This is a genomic window from Nitrosomonas sp., from assembly GCA_031316255.1.
In the GTDB taxonomy this organism is placed as follows: domain Bacteria; phylum Pseudomonadota; class Gammaproteobacteria; order Burkholderiales; family Nitrosomonadaceae; genus Nitrosomonas.
In genome coordinates, this window is the sequence record JALDQW010000001.1 from 2,289,529 (window position 1) to 2,311,882 (window position 22,354).

Genomic DNA, 22,354 nt, shown 5'->3' on the forward strand with positions numbered 1-22,354 from the left:
ATCCACAATCATCATTAAATGGTTCAATGGATTGCAAAAAAATTAGAAACCAAACGTGATTGAAAACAGTACGCGGTTACCGACACCATCCGGTTCAAATTGCCAATCCTGGGGGAGTACCGCTTTCGTCGCGGCGTGCGTAGAGCCATAGTAACGTAAATCAATGCCTATATTCCGCGAAAAATGCATGGTAAATCCGGAAGTCCAATAGACATAATCATAATGCAGATTCTTTTTTTGTTTATTGTAGCCAAAAGTACTTGAGAATTCGATCAAATCGGTAATGGGATAACGCCCCGTCATTTCATAACTGAAAGACATATGTTTTTGATTATAGCTGTTCTCGGAAAAAGCCAGCGCAACCGTCAGCAAATCACGAAAATGCGTTAAGAAATAAAACTCATTGTAATCGGCATGCCGGCCAAAAATATTGCCATCATAAAGATAACGATTCCATTCGACATTAAACCGCCAGTCTTTGGATAATCGATGTGCGTAACCAAAATAAGGCCTGAATTCGAGTTTCGAACGATTCGCGAAATCATGATCGGCAAAATTAACCGAAGAAAAATAGGAACCCAAATAGAACCCGGTTTTGAACTCATAATCAATATTGGCTTGAACAAACGGTTTTTTATCGCTTTTGGAATAACCGCGCCAGAAATAATCCGTCGACCCGGTCACGCTTGCACTGAGTTCAGCATGGCAAACGGCTGTGCTGAAAAAAAGAAGTGCAAATAAAAGTAACAGTGGCAGATTATGAATGGCCTTATTCATTTGGCAAGATTGAACAGAAGGAAAACAACAGACAGATAGGGCTAAATACCTTGTCAGTACCAGGAGATGTATGTGTGATAAAGAAAACTTCTTTTTATAAAACAAAAAATTAAATGATTAACTCAGGAAGTGTTAACAATGAATGAATTATTTCTGCTCACTCATAGTTAGTGCCCCCCCCGGTACAATAATGCAAAACGATAAAGCTAAATTGAATTATCGCATGCTTTGAACCTTTTTGGGGATTAAGCGGATATAATGTGTGTAAAAAACACATGCGCCCAATGTGAAGGGCGGCAAAGTGTTTATTATTAGTCGTATAGCTGCATTTGTTTTTCCAAATTCATGGCTAAGTATCTTAATATATTGAATTATTTAATTTTCAAGAAATCATTAGATCGGGCTTTGCGATGAATGCGGTGGATGGCCGTTCGCAAATTCTAGTCATGGGCAATCTATCGTTTGCAAGATAACCGGACCGTTTTAGTACTTTTGCCGGTTTGGTTTTTATAATCGGCTCAGTAACTTGATAATGTGCATGATTGGTCGTCGTTAAACCGATGTGGGCATCGCTCTGATTGCGAAAATATTCAATGGCATAATTGAATCACAGCCCCGGCACAATAATCTGAAAAAAAATTTAATTAACATCGAATGATGTTTCTGATGATGACAGTAAAAAGGGAACAAGTATGTTTTGCTCGTCAATAGTTTGTGAAAATTTTCTACTGGTTATTCAATCGTTTAAAAGAAAGCAAACTGGCTTGAAGTCTGGCATGATCGCTTTTTCTTATTTAAACGGTGGTGCTGAAAAATGGAATTATGTCTACTGGCCGCTTACCGGCAATGTTCAGTAATCCGGCCAAACCCGGCCGGCCTAACCCAATATAATTTGTTCGCACGGGATCCTTTACATGAAAAACACCAGGCGCATTCGTCAGCGAGAAATTTCACCTAGAATTTACAATTTGTTTTCCCTGAGTCCGTTAGCCAGAATCCTGAGTGTGCTGATTGCCATCGGTACCTTGATGGCGTCAGCCGGCGTTCAGAGCAAAAACCTGTGTGAAACAAATGCGTCCTTGGTCAATCCGCTTGCAGCAGCCAGTTCTGGAATTGGCGGCACAGGAATTAACAACAGTGGTATCGGCGGAACAGGAGGCAAGGTAGTCTTGGAAGGTGGCGTCGGTGGCACGGGTGGAAAGGTGGCGAGTGAAGGTGGCGTCGGCGGCACGGGTGGAAAAATGGCGAGTGAAGGCGGCATCGGCGGTACGGGTGCAAAGTTGGCGAGTGAGGGCGGCATCGGCGGTACAGGTGACAAATTGACCGAGGATGGCGGTATCGGTGGAACCGGTATCATAGGCGTTATTACCGGTTTTGCCAGTATTTGTGTCAATGGAATTGAAGTCCATTATGATTCCAGCACTTCTGTCTCTATGGATGGTTCTCCTTCAACTCTACGGGACTTGATTGCCGGTCAGATTGTTGTCGTGCGTGCCGAGGGTTCGGGTGATGAAGTCAACGCGAGTCACATTGCAATTATGCATGCTGCGGTCGGACCGGTAACACACATCGACCATGCTTCCCGGGAAATTCAGGTAGTCAATCAAAGCATTCAACTCCAGGTACAACAGACTACGGAAAGATTGGCTATGGGTGAATGGGTGCGCGTAAGTGGACACCGTCTGGCTAACGGAACAATTATTGCATCGCAGATTCAATCGATTTCACCGATAGAACACGCCATCATTAACGGCACGATTTCCAGGATTGGCGGCAATGAGATTGTGGTTGATGGAACCCGGATTGAACTTGATCCACATACGCATTTGACGGGCTTGAGTGAAGGTACCGAAGTATCCGTCACTGGCAACTGGAATGGGGCGGGCATACAGGCCCAGACTGTTCAGGTTGATCCAACATGGCATAGTCTGGGTAATGTTAGCCGTGTTGTGATGGAGGGATATGTCCAGGCAGTTAACGATCAGGCGCTGCTATTGAATAATCAGAAAATCAGAGTGATTCCTGATGCTCAGATTGTTGGAGCAGATCATGAAAAACTGCAAATGAATCAGCGCATACAGGTGAGAGGGCGTATCACGCCTGATAACCAGGTTGTTGCCGATAAGGTGGAACTCAAATCAGAGCCTTTCGTGCAGGACATCAATGGCGTTTATAACGATAGCAGTAGTCCACATGCCCGGGACTCGGCGCAACGTACTGAGGATAGTCGGCGCAATGATGACGAACAGGAAAAAACACGCCAAAACGATCAGAACGATCAGCGTGACCACGATTCAGATACGAAATCCGGAAAATCAGAAGATTCGTCTGCGCAGCGTGAGTCCGAAAAGTTTGGGGGTTCTCCTGCCAGAATGGAACGCGAGAACGCGAGGGAACAGCCTGTCAGACGACTTGATGATGACCGGGACGGGAAAGGCGATGATCGCGAGGGTCGTACAAGGGATGTAGAGCAACTTGAACGGAAAGATGACGCGGTATCAATTGACAGTGGTCATGATCTGGATCGTGATTCTGATTCTGATCATGACTTTGATCGTGACGGTGGCCGGGATGTTGACCGTAGTGCTGTTGAAGATTCTGACTTGAAATTCGACCGCGAGCAGGATTTTGATTTAGACCGAAATCAAGACAGGGACATTGATAGAGATCTTGATCGTGAGATTCGTGAGAATTTCGACAGGGATATTGATAGAGATATTGACAGAGACTTCGATAGGGATGTCGACAGAGATATTGACAGAGATATTGACAGAGACTTCCATAGAGGTTCCAACAGTGATTTTGATCGGTAATTGACACCGGGAATTTACTGCCTATCCCCGTTACATGTGGCAAAAATAATGAGATTAAATTTATATGAAAGGTTTGTTACGCTATGAAAAAATCATTGTGCCTTGTGATTGTTACTGCATCGCTTGGCATACAAAATACGGCAATAGCGGATGGTTTCAGTTTTAGTACTGGAATGGACTTTACACAGGGAAAATATGGTGGCGCCACTAACACCGATATTTGGTATGTGCCGTTTACCGGGCGTTATACTAAAGGACCCGCATCAGTCCGGGTAACTATTCCATACCTTGATATTAGCGGGCCGGGCAACATACTCGGGCCGGGTCTGGTTGATATTATCGACGGCAGAACGGGGTTGGGTGGTGGTGATTTTGTGGGTATTGGGACTGGAGATAACGGTGGCGGTGGTGTTTTTATCTGTACCGAAAACCAATTGGCAGTCAGTAACTCAAGTAATCCCGGTTTTTGTCTTGATAATAGCCCTGATCCAAGTAATGGCGGTGGTGGAAACTCAGGATCAGGGAGTGACGACAACAATAATTCCGGCTCTGGATCGGGTGACGGTGATGATGGCGACTCGGGATCCGGCAACGATGATAATAACGACAACTCCGGCAGCGATGATAATAACGACAACGCCGGCAGCGATGATGATAATAACGACGATTCCGGCAGCAGTGACGACAACGGCGATTCTAGTGGCGGTGACGATAACTCTGGACCGGGAAATAGTGACGACAATCCCGATTCGGGAAGTGGCGACGATAATTCAGGTTCCGACAGTGATGTTAGTAATTCGGGCCAGGACGGGGTTGATGACAACTCGGGGCCGGGCGGCGGCAACTCTGGCCCGGGTAATGGTGATGACTTGACAGTAACTTCTGCCGAAGCGCCTTTAAATTCACATTCGGATGAGGAGCCAATCGGTGTCATACCAGATGCAAGTACTGAAGCCGATGCGATTGATGTCGATGCGATCAGCAGAAGAACAGCCTCCGGCTTGGGAGATATTGTCGCAGCGCTGAGCTACAATCTGATTGATCACCAGCCAACCGGGATAGCGTTCGATATTACCGGGCGGGTCAAGTTTCCTACCGCCAGTGCTTCACAAAGACTGGGCAGTGGCGAATTTGATTATGCCGTGCAAGGAGATTTGTTCAAGTCCATCGAGAAATTCAACATTAGAGCCACCTTTGGTTACAAATTTCTTGGCGATCCGCAGGGCGTTACCTTGCATAATGTGTTTTATGGCGGCGCCGGCGTAGGTTACCGCATCCTTCCCCGCGCGACAATAGGAACAAGTTTCAACATTTCGCAATCAGCGCTTCGATTGCAAGATTCACGTGCGTTATCGGTTTATTATTCGCATAGACTCGGTAACCATTTCAGTCTTAACGTTTATGGCCTAAAGGGGTTCTCGGATCGCAGTCCTGACTGGGGGTCAGGGCTTACCCTGCGGCATGCTTTCTAGATAAGTCGTAATAGTTCCGGTACCAGGCAACAAACCGTGCTATTCCCTCAGCAAGCGGCGTTTTGGGTTCAAATCCCGTTGCCTGCTGCAAAGAATCGATATCAGCAAAAGTTGCCACTACATCGCCGGGTTGCATGGGCAACAGATTCTTGATCGCTTTTTTGTTCAACGCATTTTCGATGGTTTCTATAAATGTCATTAAGTCGATGGGGGTATGGTTTCCGATATTGTATATCCGGTAGGGAGTATTGCTGCTGCTGGGCGTTGGTGTTCCCGGATCGAATGTCGTGTCCGGTTGTGCAATGGTATCCATCACGCGTATTACGCCTTCGACGATATCGTCGATATAGGTAAAGTCGCGCTTCATTTTTCCATGATTGAATACTTTAATCGGTTTGCCCTCGAGAATTGCACTGACAAACAGAAAGGGCGACATGTCGGGTCTGCCCCATGGTCCATAAACCGTAAAAAATCGCAGGCCGGTTACCGGTATGCCAAATAAGTGGCTATAACAATGCGCCATCAACTCATTTGACTTTTTTGTTGCTGCGTACAGACTGACCGGGTGATCGACATTATCGTTAACGCTAAACGGCATATGCGTATTCGCGCCATAAACACTGGAGCTACTGGCGTATATCAGATGTTTGACCGGGTGATGGCGGCAACCCTCGAGTATATTCAAAAAACCGGTTACATTGCTATCGATGTAGACATGTGGGTTTTCCAGGGAATAACGGACGCCCGCCTGAGCTGCAAGATGAATAACATAATCGAATTTTTCATTGGAAAATAATTTCTCCATGCCCGCACGATCGGCAATATCCAGTTTGATAAAACGAAAACCGGGTAGTGGATTCAATTGTTTTAAACGATCTTCTTTAAGGCGGGTATCGTAATAATCATTGATGTTATCAATGCCGACCACTTCAATTTGCTTCTTCAGCAAACACATTGCCACATGCATGCCGATAAATCCGGCGGCACCGGTTACTAATACTTTCATTTTTTATCCGTTCTTACATCGATTGTTTCAGTTCTTCCCGCTGACTTCAATATTGCCGCGCGTACTCTATTATTTGACCTTGCCGGGTGCTGCGTTGACATGGTGTCCTGCAATCAGTTGCAGGACTTGAAAAAGGAACGGCTGCACCCGCGATCGCGAGCATGCTCAATTTAAAACAATTTGGTGTTTAAATTCAAGAATGGCTGCGATGATGAACTAAGCCCGTCCAATCGAAAAATATTCAAGCCCTTTTGCCCGTACTTCGCTGGGTTTAAACAGGTTACGTCCATCAAAAATAGCTGGATATCTAAGTTTTTGCTTGATTGTTTCAAAGTCGGCAACACGAAATATTTTCCATTCGGTTACAATGACCAGGATATCGGCATCCTGCAATGCAGACATTGGTGAATCTACCAGACGCAGCCTGCTGTCGTTGCCAAAAATACGCTTTGCTTCATTCATGGCTGCAGGATCGTATGCGGTTATTGTAGCGCCATGTGACCACAACCCTTCAATCAATTTCCGGCTTGGCGCTTCGCGCATATCATCCGTTTCAGGTTTAAAAGCGAGCCCCCATAAAGCAATATTCTTACCGGATAAGTTGCTGCCAAATTTCGCGATAATTTTTTCCAGAAGCACGCCCTTTTGGTTATTATTCACTGATTCCACCGCGTCAAGAATCTTCAAATCGTGCCCCTGCGTCTTGGCAAACCGTCTCAATGCCTGTACGTCTTTTGGAAAACAAGAACCGCCGTATCCGCAACCGGGATAAAGGAAATGATTGCCGATACGCGAATCTGAACCGATGCCATGACGCACGCTTTCAATGTCAACCCCCATTTTCTCGGCAAGCAGCGCCAGTTCATTCATGAATGAAATCCGCGTAGCCAGCATCGCATTGGCCGCATATTTGGTCATTTCCGCCGAGCGGATATCCATTACGATAATACGATCCGATCTGCGATTAAAAGGCGTATAAAGCAACCGCATCAATTCCGCCGCCTTGATATCGTTGACGCCAACGACAATGCGTTCAGGACGCATGAAATCATTGACAGCGTCGCCTTCTTTTAAGAATTCGGGATTGGAAGCGACACTGAACGGGATTTTTATTTTCCGTCCACTGAGTATTTCCTGGACGTGATCGCGAACTTTATCCGCAGTTCCCACGGGTACGGTGGATTTGTCGACGATTAATTTGTATTCTTGCATATGTTGCGCAATTGTAGCGGCCGCATCCATGACATGCTGCAAATCGGCGGAGCCGTCTTCGTCGGGAGGTGTGCCGACAGCAATAAACTGGATCAAACCATGTTCGGTTGCTTCTTTCGCGTCGGTAGTAAATCGTAGATTTCCAGAGGCCATATTGCGCTTTACAATATCTTCAAGTCCGGGTTCGTAAATGGGGATAATGCCTTGATTAAGCAATTTGATTTTTTGGGCGTCAACATCCAGACAGAGTACATGATTTCCTGTTTCTGCCAGACAAGCGCCTGTCACAAGCCCAACATATCCAGTTCCGATAACGCTAACTTTCATTTTTTTTCTTCTCCTTAAAACTTATTAACTTATGAAATAATTTGCTTCATTTAGCTGTAAATTCCCGCTAGTGCTTAAAAAGTTTTATTTGGCGAACTCGTATTTGGTATTTAGTGATCATTTTGAAAAAAAGTGAATAAAAGGGCGGAATTGTTTTCTGATTTTTTAACCTTGGAATCTTGCTTAACAGGTCTGTTATCACCGTGACTCAGTTGTTAAGCACTTTCCAGATTAATCCTAGAAAAGAAACTGAACATCCAGTCGGGCAAAGAAAGCCGCTGAAGCGGGTTCTGTAAATGCCTTTCCTGGAATAAAATAGCCTGTGCGCGAACGAATTCGGACGTTCTCAAATCCGCGGTAACCGAGGACAATGTCAAATTCATCGCCAAGATGGGTATTGGTACCATTCAGGTTGGCGCTAATCAGTTCGTTTGGGTCCGAATTAATCGATGCCAGTCGCAGCGTGCCGAATGCATGATCCTGTAAATAGCGGTGATAAACAAATTCCACCGAGGCTCTCTCAAATGGACGAAACCCGATCCCTGCAGTCAGAATATGCATGTTGCTTAGTTCCGGCTGAAACAGAACGCCGTAATATTCAAAATTGACAACACCGCCAAAACGGCTGGAATTATTCTGGAGTCCTGTCTGCCTGAAATTCCGGTCAACACCATCCTGTGTATTCTTATCGCCCGACCCGAAAGCGTACGCAAACGTTAAAAAAGGGCGTTGTTCAAATTTGCGTGCGATGAGTGTGACGCCGGTATCCAATCCAAAGCCGCGGATTTTTCGTGATTCCATATCTCCCCCGACAAAAGCCGCATCGAGCCAGTATTTGATTCTGGGCTTTAAGAAATCCTGCGTTAACTTCGATTCGACCGAAGTCAGCTTGACCCTTTCGTCTCCTTCTAATCGGAGCCCGATCCAGAAGGGATTCTCGTTACGAATTCTGTCCGGCGTGAGTCGATTTTCATGCTTGCGTCCCAGAATGACATAGGAACCGAGTGTTGAGTTTTCGGTGAGTGCGTAATCCAGATTAAAGATCGCGTCAGTTTGACGGCGCTTTTGAAAGAAATTATCGAATAATTGAAATGAATCTCTTACGACTGGAACAGGTGAAGCAAATGCGGCTGAGAAATTCAACGGCCCAAAGCGGGAAAACAGTTGAACCCCGTCCATACGGTCATTCAGATACCAACGCCGGGATTCAAAAAACTGTTGTCTGCCGATACGCAGGGTAACCGGGAGTGCAAGCCTAAATGGTATGTTCAGAAACATGTCCCGCACTTGCAGCTCAAAGTTGTTGCTGGTATGAAAGTCTTCACCAAACTTAACTCTGTCGATCATGCGAAGTTCAGTAAACAGCGAATAGCCTTGCGCAAAATCGAAAATGGTATTGAAGTCGAGCAGCGGCCTGATATTAAATTGATCTTCTTTTGCGGCAGGATGTAAATCAAAATTTCTTTCGTACCGGCTGTCGATCAATGTTGCTGCACCGGTAAATGTGACATCAATATTGCCAAAACGGAATTGTGGCGCGATTTTGGGACGAATCCTCTCGTCATCGCCACCCAGGTCCACTGTGTTCGAATCGATTTCATCTACCGACTTGATCGCTGAATCGCGTTGAGCGCCCTGTGCAATAGACATATCACAGGTTTGCAATACCGCTGCTAACAGTGCGAACAGGATTAAATGCAACATTGATCAAATTCAACCTTAATTGTAGTTCTTGTTTTATTCAGGAGATTAATTGCCACTTGTTTTGAGAAAAGAAATGTTTCTCCGGTAGCGTTAGTATGTTTTGTTTAAATCAATACCAAAACGGATATGTGTCTGGCGAGAAGAATCACTTGTCGCGGTATTTACAAGTGCGAGGTAATTCATCAAACAGGTCATATATAAGTGTTGTTGGTAAAATATATGCGAAAGTTCACATGTTAATGGACTTGCAAGCAGGGGTTTTCCAGTTAGACTCGAAGGATTTTGGTCAGCAAACGCTTTGCAATAGTCGTTAACCGGCTTGAATCAGCGGTGTCTATGTTGTTTTTTTGCGTCAGCAAGGAAAGAATCGTGGCGCCGGTAAATGCATGCGTTCTGAAAATTATTGGATCACCGGGGTTCGCATGCCGGCCTAGCAGATAGCGTCGCAAGATAGCTTCAAATATGTCCCATGCGGCGGATTCGCAATCGGTTATTACGCCATAAAACAGATAATGCCCCAGCAGTAAGCCCAGATCAAAAGCCGGGTCGCCGAAGGTACTGCTTTTTTCGAAATCGGTAACTGCGATAGCGTCATGGTCAAGCAGAATATTTTTCGGTTGAAAATCCAGATGCACAAACTGGTTGGCGGTGGATTCCAGACTTGTCGCTTGCAATCGATCAAGCAGTTGTTCTAACGGATGATGGGTTTTTGCCAAATCGATGGTTAGGCGATTTTTCAGTACCTGGCGCCAGACTGACAGATCCTGGTCTGGGTGATTCCATAACGGTTTTGATGGCGTCGTATCATGACAGCTTGACAGGAAACCGGCCAGATGTTCAGCAACCGGCAAATGAAATTGACCAAGAGCCAGTTGCCGCTCAAGTGTCGTGCCGCCGTGACATGGATGACTCAATACCAGTAATTTTTCTTTTTTCTCCCAGGCAATGATTTCTGGAATCCGGATATCGCTCTTGAGTGTTGCGTGCAGCCATTTCAAGGCCTTGCGCTCTGCACTTACGCGTTCGCGGGATTTTTGATGCGTATGGTCATCACCTACAGAGTTGCCCGCATACTTAATGACCAGATTTTTCCCATGGTTTGTTTCCACAAATAGGACGGGGTCGAATTGATTGCTTCCAAAGTAACATCTCGTTACGGGGCCGAGTGCAGTCGAATTCAAATATTCACATACTCGATCGCTTGCAATGTCAGAAACCGTTTTCTTATGTGCCTGGCAAATATGCCAGACTTCGCGACGCTGTTTGCTGTCAAGATGGTCGGGCAGGGCCTGTTGAAAGCGGTCTAGCCCGCTTTCACCGCTGCTCAGCAAGCCGCGCAGATCAGTTGAACGTATTTTCAGCGAACCTGTCGGTGCGGAAATAATTGATGCGGAAATACCTGTTTTATACGCTTGTTGCTGAATGTCATGAAAACGCGGATCGCCCGACTGAAAATCATCGTCACCCAGACAAAAAAACAATTGATCGCCCGGTAAAGCCTGATCAAAATAGTCCATCGCAGTGCGTATCGCTGTCTTTGCGGCGATGACAATCTGCACTTTGCTGAAATTTTCAAGATAGATGCGCCATATTTTTAATGCAACTTCGGCTTCCAGCGCTTGGCACGTTCCGGGTATCTGGCGGCTGCGGTTGGAAATGATAATGACTACTTCATCGATGTCGGCGCGCGCCAACAAATACTGCACCGCAAACATATGCGCGGCATGGGGCGGGCGGAATGCGCCGGGGTAGAGCGCAATGCGCTTACTGGCATTTGATCTTCGGGTTTCTGTCATGGATGTTTCAGCCCGTATTCTCAAATGAATGCACGCATGTTCTTGTGAACGATTTGGGGATGTTGTAACAGTAATTGCGCAAATTGACTAAAAGCCTGCCGTTCTTCATTATCCATGGGCTGGTGATGTAACATGACACCGATTGTGCCGCCGGCAATCAGTTTTTTGGCCATTTTTTGCATGATTTTTTCACGTTCCCAACGCTCGCCATTGGTTTTCTTCAACCAGTCTATATGAACGGGTATGCCGGTGAGCGTTTCACCGATATGCAAGTCAGCCGTGTCATCGCATGACACTGCGCTGAACCTGAGTTCTTCCAGAATCTCAATCGTATCCGGGTTGCAGCGGTTCCAGGGCGGCGTGAAAATAGGATCGGTTTGTTCGCCAAAACGTGACAGCATGATTTCTTTTCCCTGCGCGATATCGTGGTACTGCTGGTCACGATTGCGATGATCGCCGAATTCGCATTTTTTGCCGGACTGTTGATGATTCAGATGCTGAAAACCGTGCTGGTGTATGGCAACCAGCCCGTTTCTACGCAGACGCGCAAGCAGTTTTTTTTCCAGATCATCGGTTAACGCGTGTGGAATTACCGCTATATCGAGGGGCAAACACAAATCGTCGAATAAATCGACCAGCGCCATCAGTTCGGGCGTTGCCCAGCCTGCGTCGTCATTCCGGTAAAACACAGTAACCGGGTTTTCCAGTTGCTCCAGAGCGTTCCAGATCGGTTTCAGCCACGAAATATTCATAATATCGCCACCTGCTGGTGCTGTTGCCTGTTTCTCAGCATTAAAATTGTATTTAGTGTGTTTTCCGCACCGTTTGTATCCAGCTGATGCATAATTTGTGGCCTGTCCTGCAAATCAAGCATTGCTTCAGCAAGGCTTTCACGATTTAATTGCTGCGGTTCGAGCAGGTTCACAGCGCCCGCGCGTTGCAGTTTCCTTGCCCGGTTCATCTGTTCATCCTCCATCAGTGTTTGAAATGGCACGACCAGCGCCTTGATGCCGGATTGCATCAATTCCATGGCGGTGTTGTATCCGCACTGACTGATCGAGAATTCATTGCGCAACAGTAATGGCATTAATCCGTCAACCGATCTGTGTAACGTGAATCCGGGCGTCTGGCCGGCTTGCAACTGTAAAGCCTGCCATTCATTGTCGGGTAAAAAAGGTCCTGCAATCAGGGTCATGGGTATCCGGGCCTTCTCCCAGATTATTTTCTGCGCCGCAGTCGCGGTCCGAAAAAGCGATCCGCCTTCAATGCCGCCACCTGCAGAAACAATTACCCTGCGTTCGCGTGTTACATGCTGCGTGTCAAATACATCCGGTGCGACAAATCCGGTATTGTAAATCGGCACTTGCAGCGGAACATTCGGTTTGAAAAAATCGCTGAGCCTGGCAAAGGCCAAGTCGCAATGCAGTAGTACCGCATCAAAATAACGATTCAATGTTTTACAGGCACGGTCTTCAAAAGCCTGCTGATCCCGCCGGTTCTGAACCAGGATATCGCGCAGGCTGCACAAAACAAGCGGTTTGTGCAATTGCTGTTGCGCTGCTTCCAGCAATGGAATCAGTTCATCAGCAAATTTTTTTCGCCCAAACGGAAACAGCTCTATCACAATAACCGACGGTTGATGCTGCTGATACAATTGCATGATTGTTTTTCTGCGCACTTCTTTTGCTTTTTCCACCGATATTTCTGAATCACGGCTGATCAGTTCATGGCTATCAGTAATCATGCCGAGCGGTGGTAGATTCTGCAGGCGGATATCTTTTGGAACCTCAATCCCCGCAGGCACCGGGCCGCCGTTGATAAAGATGACTTCAAACATGTTGGCAAATGTTGCCGCCAGACGGAATGAGCGTACCAGGTGGCCCATCCCCAAAGAATGCTGGCAGTAAAAAAGTAATTTCGATTTGTTCATTTAGAATTCCCCACGATAACTATCCGGACAATGCCGGCTTGTATACAGGATGAAGCGGCAGATGCTTTAGCGGATAATTGCCCGTTGAAGCCTCCAGTCGTCCGTTTCGCAGAACAAAGATGTGGTCTGCCCGGTCGGCCATTTCAAACTGATGCGTCACGACCAGACAACTGCGTCCCGCTCGAATGCGATCCAATGCATCGAGTATGATTTCTCGTGATTCCGGATCGACATTAGCCAGCGGCTCATCCAGCAACAATACCGGGCGATCCATCAGAAAAGTGCGTGCCAGAGCAAGTCTGGCGCGTTGGCCGCCCGACAAATTGATGGCATCTTCTCCCAACGAAGTGTAAAGACCTTGCGGCAGTTTTTTGACGAAATCGGTCATGGCGACCATTTCCAGTGCATGCCATATTTGCGCATCATCCGGTTCTCGGTCTGCGATAAAGAAATGTTCGTGCAGATTGCCCGAGAATACGTAATTACGCTGCAACATGACCGCAAACTGGCGCCGCAGACTGTTTTTCAGCTGGATGTCAGGATAAGGTACGCCGTCAAAATAAAGGGTGCCGCTGGTCGGACCCATCATGCGCAACATCAGATTCAGTAGCGTGCTTTTGCCGCTGCCGCTGGGGCCGGTCAGCAAGGTCAGCTTGCCGGGTTCCAGCACGAAATTAATGGTGTCGAGTACATGTCTGTCTTGCATCAGGCATTCGTGATGAGTTGACCTCGGGTCGGAAGGATAGGTGAAGCTGACCTGTTCAAACCGGATTTCTCCTTTGGGGTTTTCCAGGATAACAGCGTTCGGATTGTTTTGAATTTTGGAGTGCTGATCCAGCAGTTGCACCAGATTCTCGCCACGCACCAGTGCGCGCGATACGCTGTATGCCAGATCGTTGATTTTTTCAACCGGTTTGAGCAACTGAATAATATAGGCCATGCATACAGTCAGACTACCCAGCGTCAACTGGCCCTTCAATACGAGCACGCCGCCGCCGCCGATAATCAGCGCAATCGCCAGACCTTTCGCCAATTGCATCATGCGTTCCATATCGACAACCAGTCGTGTTTCCTCCACACCGGCATGCTTGCTGATACGTGTTTTATCATTGAACCGTTCGCTAACCTTCTGCTCCATGCCCAGCGCCTGGGTATTGGCCAAACCCCGGATAATTTCCTGCGCCAGTGCAGATACATCGCCTTCGGCCATTCGTTTGCTGCGTGATGCCCGGCGCAAGGGCTCGGCATATTGCCTGATCAGCATTACCAGACCGAAAACAATAATGCCCCCTAATAATCCCAACAACGGAGAAACCAGAATCATCGCCACAAAAGCCAGTATAGAGGTGGCCAGGTGCCGGAAAATAACCGGTGTGGTTTTTGTCAGCAGACGCACCACTTTGTCGCCATCGTCAACCAGGCGTAACACCAGTTCGCCGCTCTTGTGTCGGTCAAACATACTTGCCGGCTGGTCTTGAATATGTTGCAAAACCTTGCTGCGGACTTCCCTGTCGAGCTGTTCACGAATTCTGGCATTGCGCATTTTCTCTGCTGCTGAGGACAGTGCGCCGATTACCGCAATCAATGCCGTCGTCACTGCCAAAGCCAGTACCAGACCAACCGGCGACATGTCGGTTGTCACGAAGTCGAACCATCCGGGCAGCGGTTTGCCAGCCAGGACGTTATCGATAATATACTTCAGTGGCCAGGGCGCCAGTAATACGGCGCTTACTGCAATCAGTGTCCAGAAATAGGCGATTATCAGTTTATTCCGATGCACCCAAAGCATGGGAAGAAAGATTTGAAATATGCGTTTCCAGTGGGGGAGAACGTGATCACCTGTTTTCATGACAGAATTCTGTGCTGCTGAAGCGCAAATTCCTCGGCAAAATTCAGCAATTTGTTTACGATGCGTAATCGACCAGACTTGAGCCGTGTCACACAACGGAACACGCGTTCATTGATGAGTATGGCGGCGAGATACCAGTTCAGATCCTCTCCATTGACCGGATTGACTGCATACTGGTTATAGTGCGTAACCAGTATTTTTAATTTGGGTAACAGCTGATCTGCCGGTGTATTCTGCATTGCAGCCCAATAAATCATCCCACCGGCCCAACTGGCAAGATCGAGTAACGGCGGTCCTTGGGTAACGTTATCCAGATCGATCAAGGCAATCGACTGCTCCTGCAAGAACAAATTCTGCGAATGTACATCGCCGTGCAGCACGGCTAATGGGCAATGGCTCAGCGTGCTTGCAGTGTCCTCGAGTATTCGAACAGTCCGCTTCAATGTCAGCTGGTCGATCAGGCTGACATGGCTGAGTACTTCCATGCGGTGATGCAACATGGCGATAATATCCGCAACGCCTGTTACCGGCAGCGGCATATCAATCGAAATACGGTGAAAAAGCGCTATGGCTTTTGCAGCCAACGGCAGCAGCTGTTCGGCGTGTTGGTCGCTGATGCCGGCGTCGCGCAGCGTTTGACCGCTTAATCCCTCCTGCCATAACAGTTTGTTCTCGGCATCATAGGATAGCGGTTTGGGAAAATCGAGCGGTGTCGCGCCGCGTCTGGAAGCATCGTGTAATTTATCCATGACTCTGAAGGTGCGCGCGCCATCATGATTATAATAACATTTGCCATAAAGCGTTTTTTTCATCAGTAACTGCATCTGCTTTTCAATCAGCGCCATATGAACCCGGATGGTGCAGGTTTGCTCAGGTACATAATGAACGATCTCGCTCGAGATGGACTGAATCCGCCAGTTCTTGCCCCATGTTTGTGTTACCAGTTTAGGCATGATGACATGCTTCAGGTAATGGTTGTTGCTCATGAGCGGCAGGCTCAGCAGCTTGCGTTCGCATGGAAAAATCCAGACAACCATTTCCAGTTCAGGCACATGAAACACTGTCTGGCATGCCAGTGAATCACCCTTGATTTCTTTCTGCGCTTTGCGGTAGCGGCGCTCGGAACCCAGGTGTTCATAAGTGCGGCAAGTGATGTTCAATTGCATTTCGCGATTAGTCTGCTGATTTTTCAGTGCAATTTCATAAACAGCCAAGCAGTTTTTTCTTGGTTTGTACTTGACGCGAACCTGTCTGCAATTGAAAACAGTCCAGCTGTCCGATTGCCAGGATGCTAATTGTCCGGTCAGTACAGATGTCATTGTTGCTGTATCCAACAGCGCCGACATATGTGGCAGATAGCTGTCCTGATAAACCAGATCGGTCGAATCGCTATGGTTTTGATTATTGTCGCGAGGCATCAATTTTTTCCTCATTTAAACTGACGTTTCTGGTCCAGCTGCTCTCAATCGCATCGCCATGTTCCGGAGCCGGACAAAAACAACTGTCAATTAGCCCGTTTGTTGCTTGCGCTTGAATGACGGTCTTGATCATCAAGCCGGTTGTCGCAGGATGGTTAAAGCCGGCTTGATTGCTGGAACTGCCATATCGCTTTAAAACCGATATCTGTAGATCAGGCGCATTATTTTTGAAGGGATAGAGCACGGTAACAAAAACAGTACGCCGCGCATGTTTTACAAAGCGCAGCACGGGTGCGGCCTTTTTTTCGCCGTATCGTTTGGAAACAAATCCGTTCTCAGTGATCAGTTGCTGCGCGTTATCAAATGGCGTTGCGACAACCAGGTTGGGAGATACCACCTGGCAGGTTGCGTTGCTGGTTTTCTGACTCAACGATTGATAGGCATGCGGCGAAAGGTGGAACAACAATTCATAACGATGCTCTGAACTCCCGTTCAGGGTGTCGACTATAATCCAGTACTCGCCATTGACAAAAAGAATCTGGCGGTGATGCACCGCATCGTATTCAAAGCTCTTCGCGGATCCATGCAGATAAACAAAATTTTTTTTCTGAATCAGGGCGTGCAACCGGGTTTCGGGTGCGGGTCCTTTTATTTTGTAGCGCGTAGGGCCGGGAACATAACGCGTTTGATTTTTGCCGTCGACCAGCACCGTATTATGCGATTCGGTACTGCGGAATTTCACGCGCCAGTTAACTTCGCCGTTTTCATGATAGGTATATCTGGCCGGATCTATAACAAGGGATCGTCCAAATGCAGCCGCTTCAAAACTTAGCGCATCCAGATGTCCGTGATTACCTGCGCCGAGCGGGCCACAGTCCAGCATAAAATAGCGTTCATCCTGAAAAGTCGTTTCAGATTGCCCCCAACCGCTGCGCAAAATATAGTAACCACTGTTATCGAATCTTGCGTGCAAGTTGCGTGGAGCAGTTCCTTTTTTGCCTTGAGTTGCGACGTACAGCAGATCCTCGCGCTGATAGAGGGTGGCGCCCTGAAACAGCAGTTCGTGAAAACTGCGCACGTCGCCGTCGCTGAAAGAGGGCACTTCACCGTCCGGCTTATGCGCATACATGGCAAAATCGAGCGCACGATTAAGCCGGTCATCCATATCTGTTTTAATTGCGATATCGTTAAGTTGCGCCAGTCTGCGTATTGCCAGATAATTTCTCAATACCAGATGATGGTAATCGGTCGACAATTCGCATTGCACGCCATCTTCCAGTAAATCCTGCATGACATTCTGGTAGATCTCGCGTAATGAAAATTCACGCCAATGATGCGCGTCGGCCATCTCGGGAAAAACGATCGATGCCAGAAAAATCGAATAAAGCGCAATGGTTCTGTGGTTGCGCGCCGGCGCCAGATGTTGGCAGAGGTAGTTGACCTGCTGGTTCAGCGAATAGAGAAAACGTTCATGAAATTCGGCGTCGATAGATCGGTTTTTAGATGTGGATACGAAGTAGTACCAGGCATAAATCCAGTTTTGCACACGGCGGCCGGTTACTTCCGGCGCGATAAAATCAACGGGTGTCTGCGTTATCCAGCCGTCTGTCAAGCGAATCCATTGAAGCAAATAACGCGAATCACCGGTTTGCTGCCATGCTTTTCCAAGTCCGGGCGCATAGTAGAATTTATGTAAAAGAATCTGCCATTCGATATCGTCGCTTGGATTCTTCAGCCAGTCGACCGGCTGTGGCAATTGAAAACGCTCGCCGTTGAAATCGAACCGATTGTCGAGAATCGCGTCAATGACCGCCTTGTTCGTCATTTCGTCATCCAGTACCGGAAAAAAATGAATATTTTTCCGTCGGCAAAAATAATCGATCCGTTCCTGCGGTGAACAAGCCTCAAGCGGCATGTTCCAGAAAGCATTGTTGAGCGTTATCTCAGTTGCAACAGTGCTCATGCTGTTTGTTCCGCGTGTAATGTCTGCTGGAATAATTGCTGCAGCACCAGTGTTGTCTCGCTGGAATCGAACAACTCGCAAATGGTCTGCCGTGCCGCACTGCCCAGTTTGTTTCTTAATTCAGTGTCTTGTATCAATATTTGTAATGCATTTGCAAGTTCCTGTCCATTCCGGGGCGGAACCAGCAGACCATTGGCATTATGTGTTACCAGTTCAGGAATACCCGAAACAGGTGTGGAGATAATCGGCAGACCGGTTGCCATGGCCTCAGCCATGACATTGGGAATCCCGTCACGGTCTCCATCCGCAGTAATAATGCATGGCAAAACGAAAATCGTGGCCTGTTGATACAAGTTTTTCAGCGCTTCCTGAGTAACCGCTTGCCTGAGCGTAACCAGCTTATCTAACTGTCTCTCGTAAATGGCTTGCCGGATAATTTCGGTCTGGTCGCCTGATTCACCGATAATTTCACACCGAAACTGAATTCCCGCTGTGCGGAGATGTTCACAGGCTTCGATCAGGAAGATGAATCCTTTTTTTTCGACATGCCGGCCAACCGTCAGAATCAGCGGCACGTCACCGTTAACAGTCGCCAGACTTTTTGGCTCAAATTTCTTGATATCAAGTCCGTGGTAAATGGTGTGAACATTCTGTGGTTTATCATGCAGCGCACATAAATGATGATAATTTGCCTTGGTGCAGGTTGTTACAAATTCAGCCGCCTGTAATTTCTGCTGCAGCAAATCGCCGGGATTGAGCTGTTTTTGATAAATATCCTTGGCGTGCGCGGTAAAACTGAAGGGCAGGCCGGTCATCATGCTGGCAAACCATGTTACCGTCGTTGCACCGTGACAAAAGTGCGCGTGTAGCAGACGGATATCGGGATTGTGATGTATTTGGCTGGCGATGAAACCAGCCTGGACGAATTCTTTAATAAATACCTTGCGTACCCGGACGCGGCTAGGCCGGTGTTTATAGGCCAGAGATAATGCATGTTTCAAGGCATTGCAATAACCGGCTGGCCGGGCACGAAAAATTTTCCAATGATGCGATAAGTACGGCCTGAGATTCATGATTAACCAGAGTGGCAGAAAACTGCCGGATAATGATGATACTTTTGGCAGATAAGTGAGCGGAGAATCAATTTTATCGACAACCGCCTGTTTTTTTCCCGATTCGCCTGCTTTAATGGAAAATAAAGTCAGTTTTGTACCCAGCCGCTCCAGCAGGTAAATTTCGTTGGCAATAAACGTTTCCGTCAGCCTCGGAAAACCTTTCAGGATATACGCAATCGTTGCAGTGTTATTTGGTGGCATGAACTTGCGCCCCTTTCTCAATTGCGCTCGTGCTGTTGTCAATCGATTGTTGCAAGAGACTGACAAGGCGTTGAAGATTCATGCTGATCGAAAATTCCTTTTCGATTAATAAGCGTCCCGCAGCGCCAAACTGCTGACAAAGCGACGGATTGAGCAACAATTTTTTTAATGCATTGGCCAGTTCGCCGGCATCTTTGGGTCGTATGAGAAAACCATTGACGCCCTCGGTTATCACTTCCGGTACGCCTGAAATATGTGTTGAAACAACCGGTAAGCGCATTGCCATCGCTTCGAGCAACACATTCGGAATACCGTCGCGGTCGCCATCCATGCCAATTTGGCAAGGCAGCGTAAAAACAGTCGCCTGTTGGTATAAGCGAAGTATCTCCTGATGTGGCAGCTTTCCTGCCAGCACGATATGCGTTTGCAGTCCGAGTTCGTCTATCTGAGCCTGCAAACGGTCATGATCAGGCCCGTATCCCGCAATAACACATTGAAAATCAATTTGCATTTCTTGCAAATGCTTGCATGCGGCAATCAGTGTTGGAAAACCTTTTTTCTCCCGTAATCGCCCGACACTCATAATGAGCGGCGGTGCAGACGGCTTTGCTTCAGTCGTGTATGCCTCGTCGAATATTTTCAAATCAATTCCGTGATACATCCGGTGCACATTTTGTTTTGAATCCGTGAATAATTGAAGGTGTCTTCTGTTGTAGTCAGTGCAGGTTACCGTGAAGCTTGCCGTCTTCAATTTCCGTACCAGGGATTGGGTGCTGGATAGATAAATATCCTTGGCATGCGCCGAAATGCTGAAAGGAATTCCTGCCAGTCTGCAGGCAATTTCAGCCACGCCTGCAGGTTCGGCAATAAAATGCGTATGAAGATGTCTGATGTCAAGCGAGATAAGTTTGTCGGCGAGTAGTCCCGCATGCAAAAAATCCCGCAGTCTGTTGGATTCGTTGCGCAACATGACCTGTTTTATAGCGCCAAGATAACGCCACGGACTGTATCTGATCAGTTTGAGTTGGTTTCCCACAATCTGTTTAATGCTGACATGGTCATTATCAAGAGTCGTTACCGGCGCCTTGACATCCATGACCGCAGGGTTGCAAACATTGTCAGTCGGTTTATATAAGGAAAAAATATGCAATGGAATATGATGTTTTTCCAACCCTAAAATCTCATTCAGAATGAAAGTTTCAGAAAGTTTAGGGTATCGTTTCAAAAAAATGCCGACCCTTGATTTGTCATCAAGCGCATCAATTGCGTTATTTTTCATTTTTTGACGCACACTATTTTCCTGGGAGTAATCAATCATCTTCTGTTCCTGTTATTGGTTAGGTTCCGGGCAAATTACCATGCCAGCACATGTCATCGACGCTAGGGAAAACCTTAGTCTCGCGAAAAATGCTGAACGGCGACCTCAGTTATCGATTCAGTCTGTTGACTGAAATCGGTATGATGTATGCCATGAACAGTTTTACCTGATTTGACGCGAATCGGCTTGCAAGGACTGTTTTCCTGCATATACGCGGTAATAAAACGTTTAATATTAGGCAATCCGTCCAGTCTGATTGTTTGCCCGGGCTGCACCGGGTGCTGTTTTGACAAAAGGGCGTTCACTGCGCGTTTGAGATTCTCCGTATTTAGCTGATCGGGGTGTATTGCTTCTACAATCCCCATTTCCGTCATGCGCTTGGCGCGTATCCATTGTTCCTTTACAGGCCGTACACGGGGAATGACAATGGCCGGTTTCTGCAATGTCAGAATTTCGCACATGGTGTTGTATCCGAACATGGAAATTACCCCATCCGCCGCATTCATATAGCTCATCAGGTCGTCGGTAAAATTTCGAATGGTGATACCGGTGCATCCTCTGGCCTGAGTATTGACGAGATCCTGGCAAGCTTCCATCATTTCCGGACCGCATAGGACTAATGAATGGATGTGCTGGTTGGAAACCGTTTTAATCGCTTTTAAGTAGCTGGTAACGAGGTGTGTGCCATCTTTGCCGCCACCGGGAGTGATCAGCAAAAGCTTCTGTTTATCATTCAAACCCAGTTCGGCGAGAATTTCTTCCTTCTCTTTTAAGCCCGCTTCACGGCGGATATAACCACAGTATTCAATTTTTTTTGCGGCAGCTGGCGGGAAATCGTATTCGGATGCGATATCAAAAATTTCCGGCTGTCCAACCACCAGAATGCGATCATAGTATTCTTCGATGGCATCAAAATATCCTCTTTTACGCCATATTTGTCGCGTTACTTCAGGGCTGTCCAGAATATCGCGCAACAACAAAATTACTCCGGGGGGATTGCGCCGCTTTTTCAAGTAATTGAGTGCCGGTTCCAATTCTGCGCAGATACCGAGGGGTTTTTTGTCAATGATCACGATATCCGGTTGATAGTCTTCGACTGTGCTGCGTATCAGGTTGGAACGAAGCTTTAAGGTGTCGGTCATGTCGATTCCCAGGCTTCTTACCCCGTATGTGCCCAGTTCATCGCGTTGTAAACAGGGCAACTTGATATAGTCAAGCTGCTGAGGTATCCGAAAGGCATGCAACATGGGTGAGCCGGACAATAACAGCACGCTGTAATTCTTGTGTTCGGAAACAAGATGTTTTGCAATCGACAACATGCGTCGTATATTGCCCAATCCAAACGTGTCATGAGAATAGATTAATATTCGTTTCATTGTGCTGTCAGCCTAACTATCAATATTGCATCTTCAGTTATTCATTATTAAGCAAGAACTGCTTCTGGCAGTGGCTT

16 protein-coding genes and 1 pseudogene are annotated in these 22,354 nt (G+C 47.2%); 3 read left to right on the forward strand and 14 right to left on the reverse strand.

Features of this window, described 5'->3' with window-relative positions; translation table 11 throughout:
* Nucleotides 1-42 precede the first annotated feature (42 nt).
* A complete protein-coding gene (locus tag MRK00_10075; protein ID MDR4517715.1) occupies nucleotides 43-777 on the reverse strand; it encodes a TorF family putative porin in 735 nt (244 codons plus the stop codon).
* Nucleotides 778-1,469: 692 nt separating this feature from the next.
* On the opposite strand from MRK00_10075, the gene MRK00_10080 reads away from it, so the two are divergent.
* Entirely contained in the window at nucleotides 1,470-1,634 is a 165-nt protein-coding gene (locus MRK00_10080; protein ID MDR4517716.1) for a hypothetical protein, read from the forward strand.
* 299 nt (nucleotides 1,635-1,933) lie between these two features.
* On the opposite strand, the pseudogene MRK00_10085 reads toward MRK00_10080, so the two are convergent.
* Nucleotides 1,934-2,089 (reverse strand): annotated as a pseudogene (locus tag MRK00_10085) (energy transducer TonB).
* On the opposite strand from MRK00_10085, the gene MRK00_10090 reads away from it, so the two are divergent.
* Both MRK00_10090 and MRK00_10095 read left to right on the forward strand, forming a co-directional pair.
* Nucleotides 2,019-3,590 carry a DUF5666 domain-containing protein gene (locus MRK00_10090; GenBank protein MDR4517717.1) on the forward strand — a complete coding sequence of 524 codons (1,572 nt, stop codon included), beginning with the start codon at nucleotides 2,019-2,021 and terminating at the stop codon, nucleotides 3,588-3,590. The pseudogene MRK00_10085 and the gene MRK00_10090 overlap by 71 nt on opposite strands.
* An 83-nt stretch (nucleotides 3,591-3,673) precedes the next feature.
* Nucleotides 3,674-5,062 (forward strand): hypothetical protein, encoded by a 1,389-nt coding sequence (locus MRK00_10095; protein MDR4517718.1) that lies wholly within the window; start codon nucleotides 3,674-3,676, stop codon nucleotides 5,060-5,062.
* Here MRK00_10095 and MRK00_10100 read toward each other — a convergent pair.
* From MRK00_10100 to MRK00_10155, 12 genes are all read right to left on the reverse strand, one after another.
* On the reverse strand, nucleotides 5,040-6,068 hold the full coding sequence (locus tag MRK00_10100; GenBank protein MDR4517719.1) for an NAD-dependent epimerase: 1,029 nt from the start codon (nucleotides 6,066-6,068) through the stop codon (nucleotides 5,040-5,042). The two genes, MRK00_10095 and MRK00_10100, sit on opposite strands and share 23 nt — an antisense overlap.
* A 216-nt stretch (nucleotides 6,069-6,284) precedes the next feature.
* Nucleotides 6,285-7,607 carry a UDP-glucose/GDP-mannose dehydrogenase family protein gene (locus MRK00_10105; protein MDR4517720.1) on the reverse strand — a complete coding sequence of 441 codons (1,323 nt, stop codon included), beginning with the start codon at nucleotides 7,605-7,607 and terminating at the stop codon, nucleotides 6,285-6,287.
* 237 nt (nucleotides 7,608-7,844) lie between these two features.
* Nucleotides 7,845-9,311: an alginate export family protein gene (locus MRK00_10110; protein MDR4517721.1), complete on the reverse strand. Its 1,467-nt coding sequence runs from the start codon at nucleotides 9,309-9,311 to the stop codon at nucleotides 7,845-7,847.
* A 266-nt stretch (nucleotides 9,312-9,577) separates the two neighbouring features.
* Nucleotides 9,578-11,107 carry a phosphotransferase gene (locus MRK00_10115; GenBank protein ID MDR4517722.1) on the reverse strand — a complete coding sequence of 510 codons (1,530 nt, stop codon included), beginning with the start codon at nucleotides 11,105-11,107 and terminating at the stop codon, nucleotides 9,578-9,580.
* A 20-nt stretch (nucleotides 11,108-11,127) separates the two neighbouring features.
* Nucleotides 11,128-11,859: a DUF2334 domain-containing protein gene (locus tag MRK00_10120; GenBank protein MDR4517723.1), complete on the reverse strand. Its 732-nt coding sequence runs from the start codon at nucleotides 11,857-11,859 to the stop codon at nucleotides 11,128-11,130.
* Nucleotides 11,856-13,037, reverse strand: coding sequence for a hypothetical protein (locus MRK00_10125; protein MDR4517724.1), 1,182 nt, complete (start codon nucleotides 13,035-13,037; stop codon nucleotides 11,856-11,858). Before MRK00_10125 ends, MRK00_10120 begins: the two co-directional genes overlap by 4 nt.
* Nucleotides 13,038-13,056: 19 nt before the next feature.
* Nucleotides 13,057-14,886, reverse strand: coding sequence for an ABC transporter ATP-binding protein/permease (locus MRK00_10130; protein ID MDR4517725.1), 1,830 nt, complete (start codon nucleotides 14,884-14,886; stop codon nucleotides 13,057-13,059).
* Complete coding sequence (locus MRK00_10135; protein ID MDR4517726.1) at nucleotides 14,883-16,304, reverse strand: aminoglycoside phosphotransferase family protein; 1,422 nt, start codon at nucleotides 16,302-16,304, stop codon at nucleotides 14,883-14,885. Before MRK00_10135 ends, MRK00_10130 begins: the two co-directional genes overlap by 4 nt.
* The gene (locus MRK00_10140; GenBank protein ID MDR4517727.1) at nucleotides 16,288-18,267 is read right to left on the reverse strand and encodes a heparinase II/III family protein; all 1,980 of its coding nucleotides are present in this window, start codon (nucleotides 18,265-18,267) and stop codon (nucleotides 16,288-16,290) included. The genes MRK00_10135 and MRK00_10140 overlap by 17 nt, the downstream gene beginning before the upstream one ends.
* Nucleotides 18,264-19,583, reverse strand: coding sequence for a glycosyltransferase family 4 protein (locus tag MRK00_10145; GenBank protein MDR4517728.1), 1,320 nt, complete (start codon nucleotides 19,581-19,583; stop codon nucleotides 18,264-18,266). The genes MRK00_10140 and MRK00_10145 overlap by 4 nt, the downstream gene beginning before the upstream one ends.
* On the reverse strand, nucleotides 19,570-20,901 hold the full coding sequence (locus MRK00_10150) for a glycosyltransferase (GenBank protein ID MDR4517729.1): 1,332 nt from the start codon (nucleotides 20,899-20,901) through the stop codon (nucleotides 19,570-19,572). The genes MRK00_10145 and MRK00_10150 overlap by 14 nt, the downstream gene beginning before the upstream one ends.
* Nucleotides 20,902-20,975: 74 nt before the next feature.
* Nucleotides 20,976-22,277 (reverse strand): hypothetical protein, encoded by a 1,302-nt coding sequence (locus MRK00_10155; protein MDR4517730.1) that lies wholly within the window; start codon nucleotides 22,275-22,277, stop codon nucleotides 20,976-20,978.
* Nucleotides 22,278-22,354: the final 77 nt, after the last annotated feature.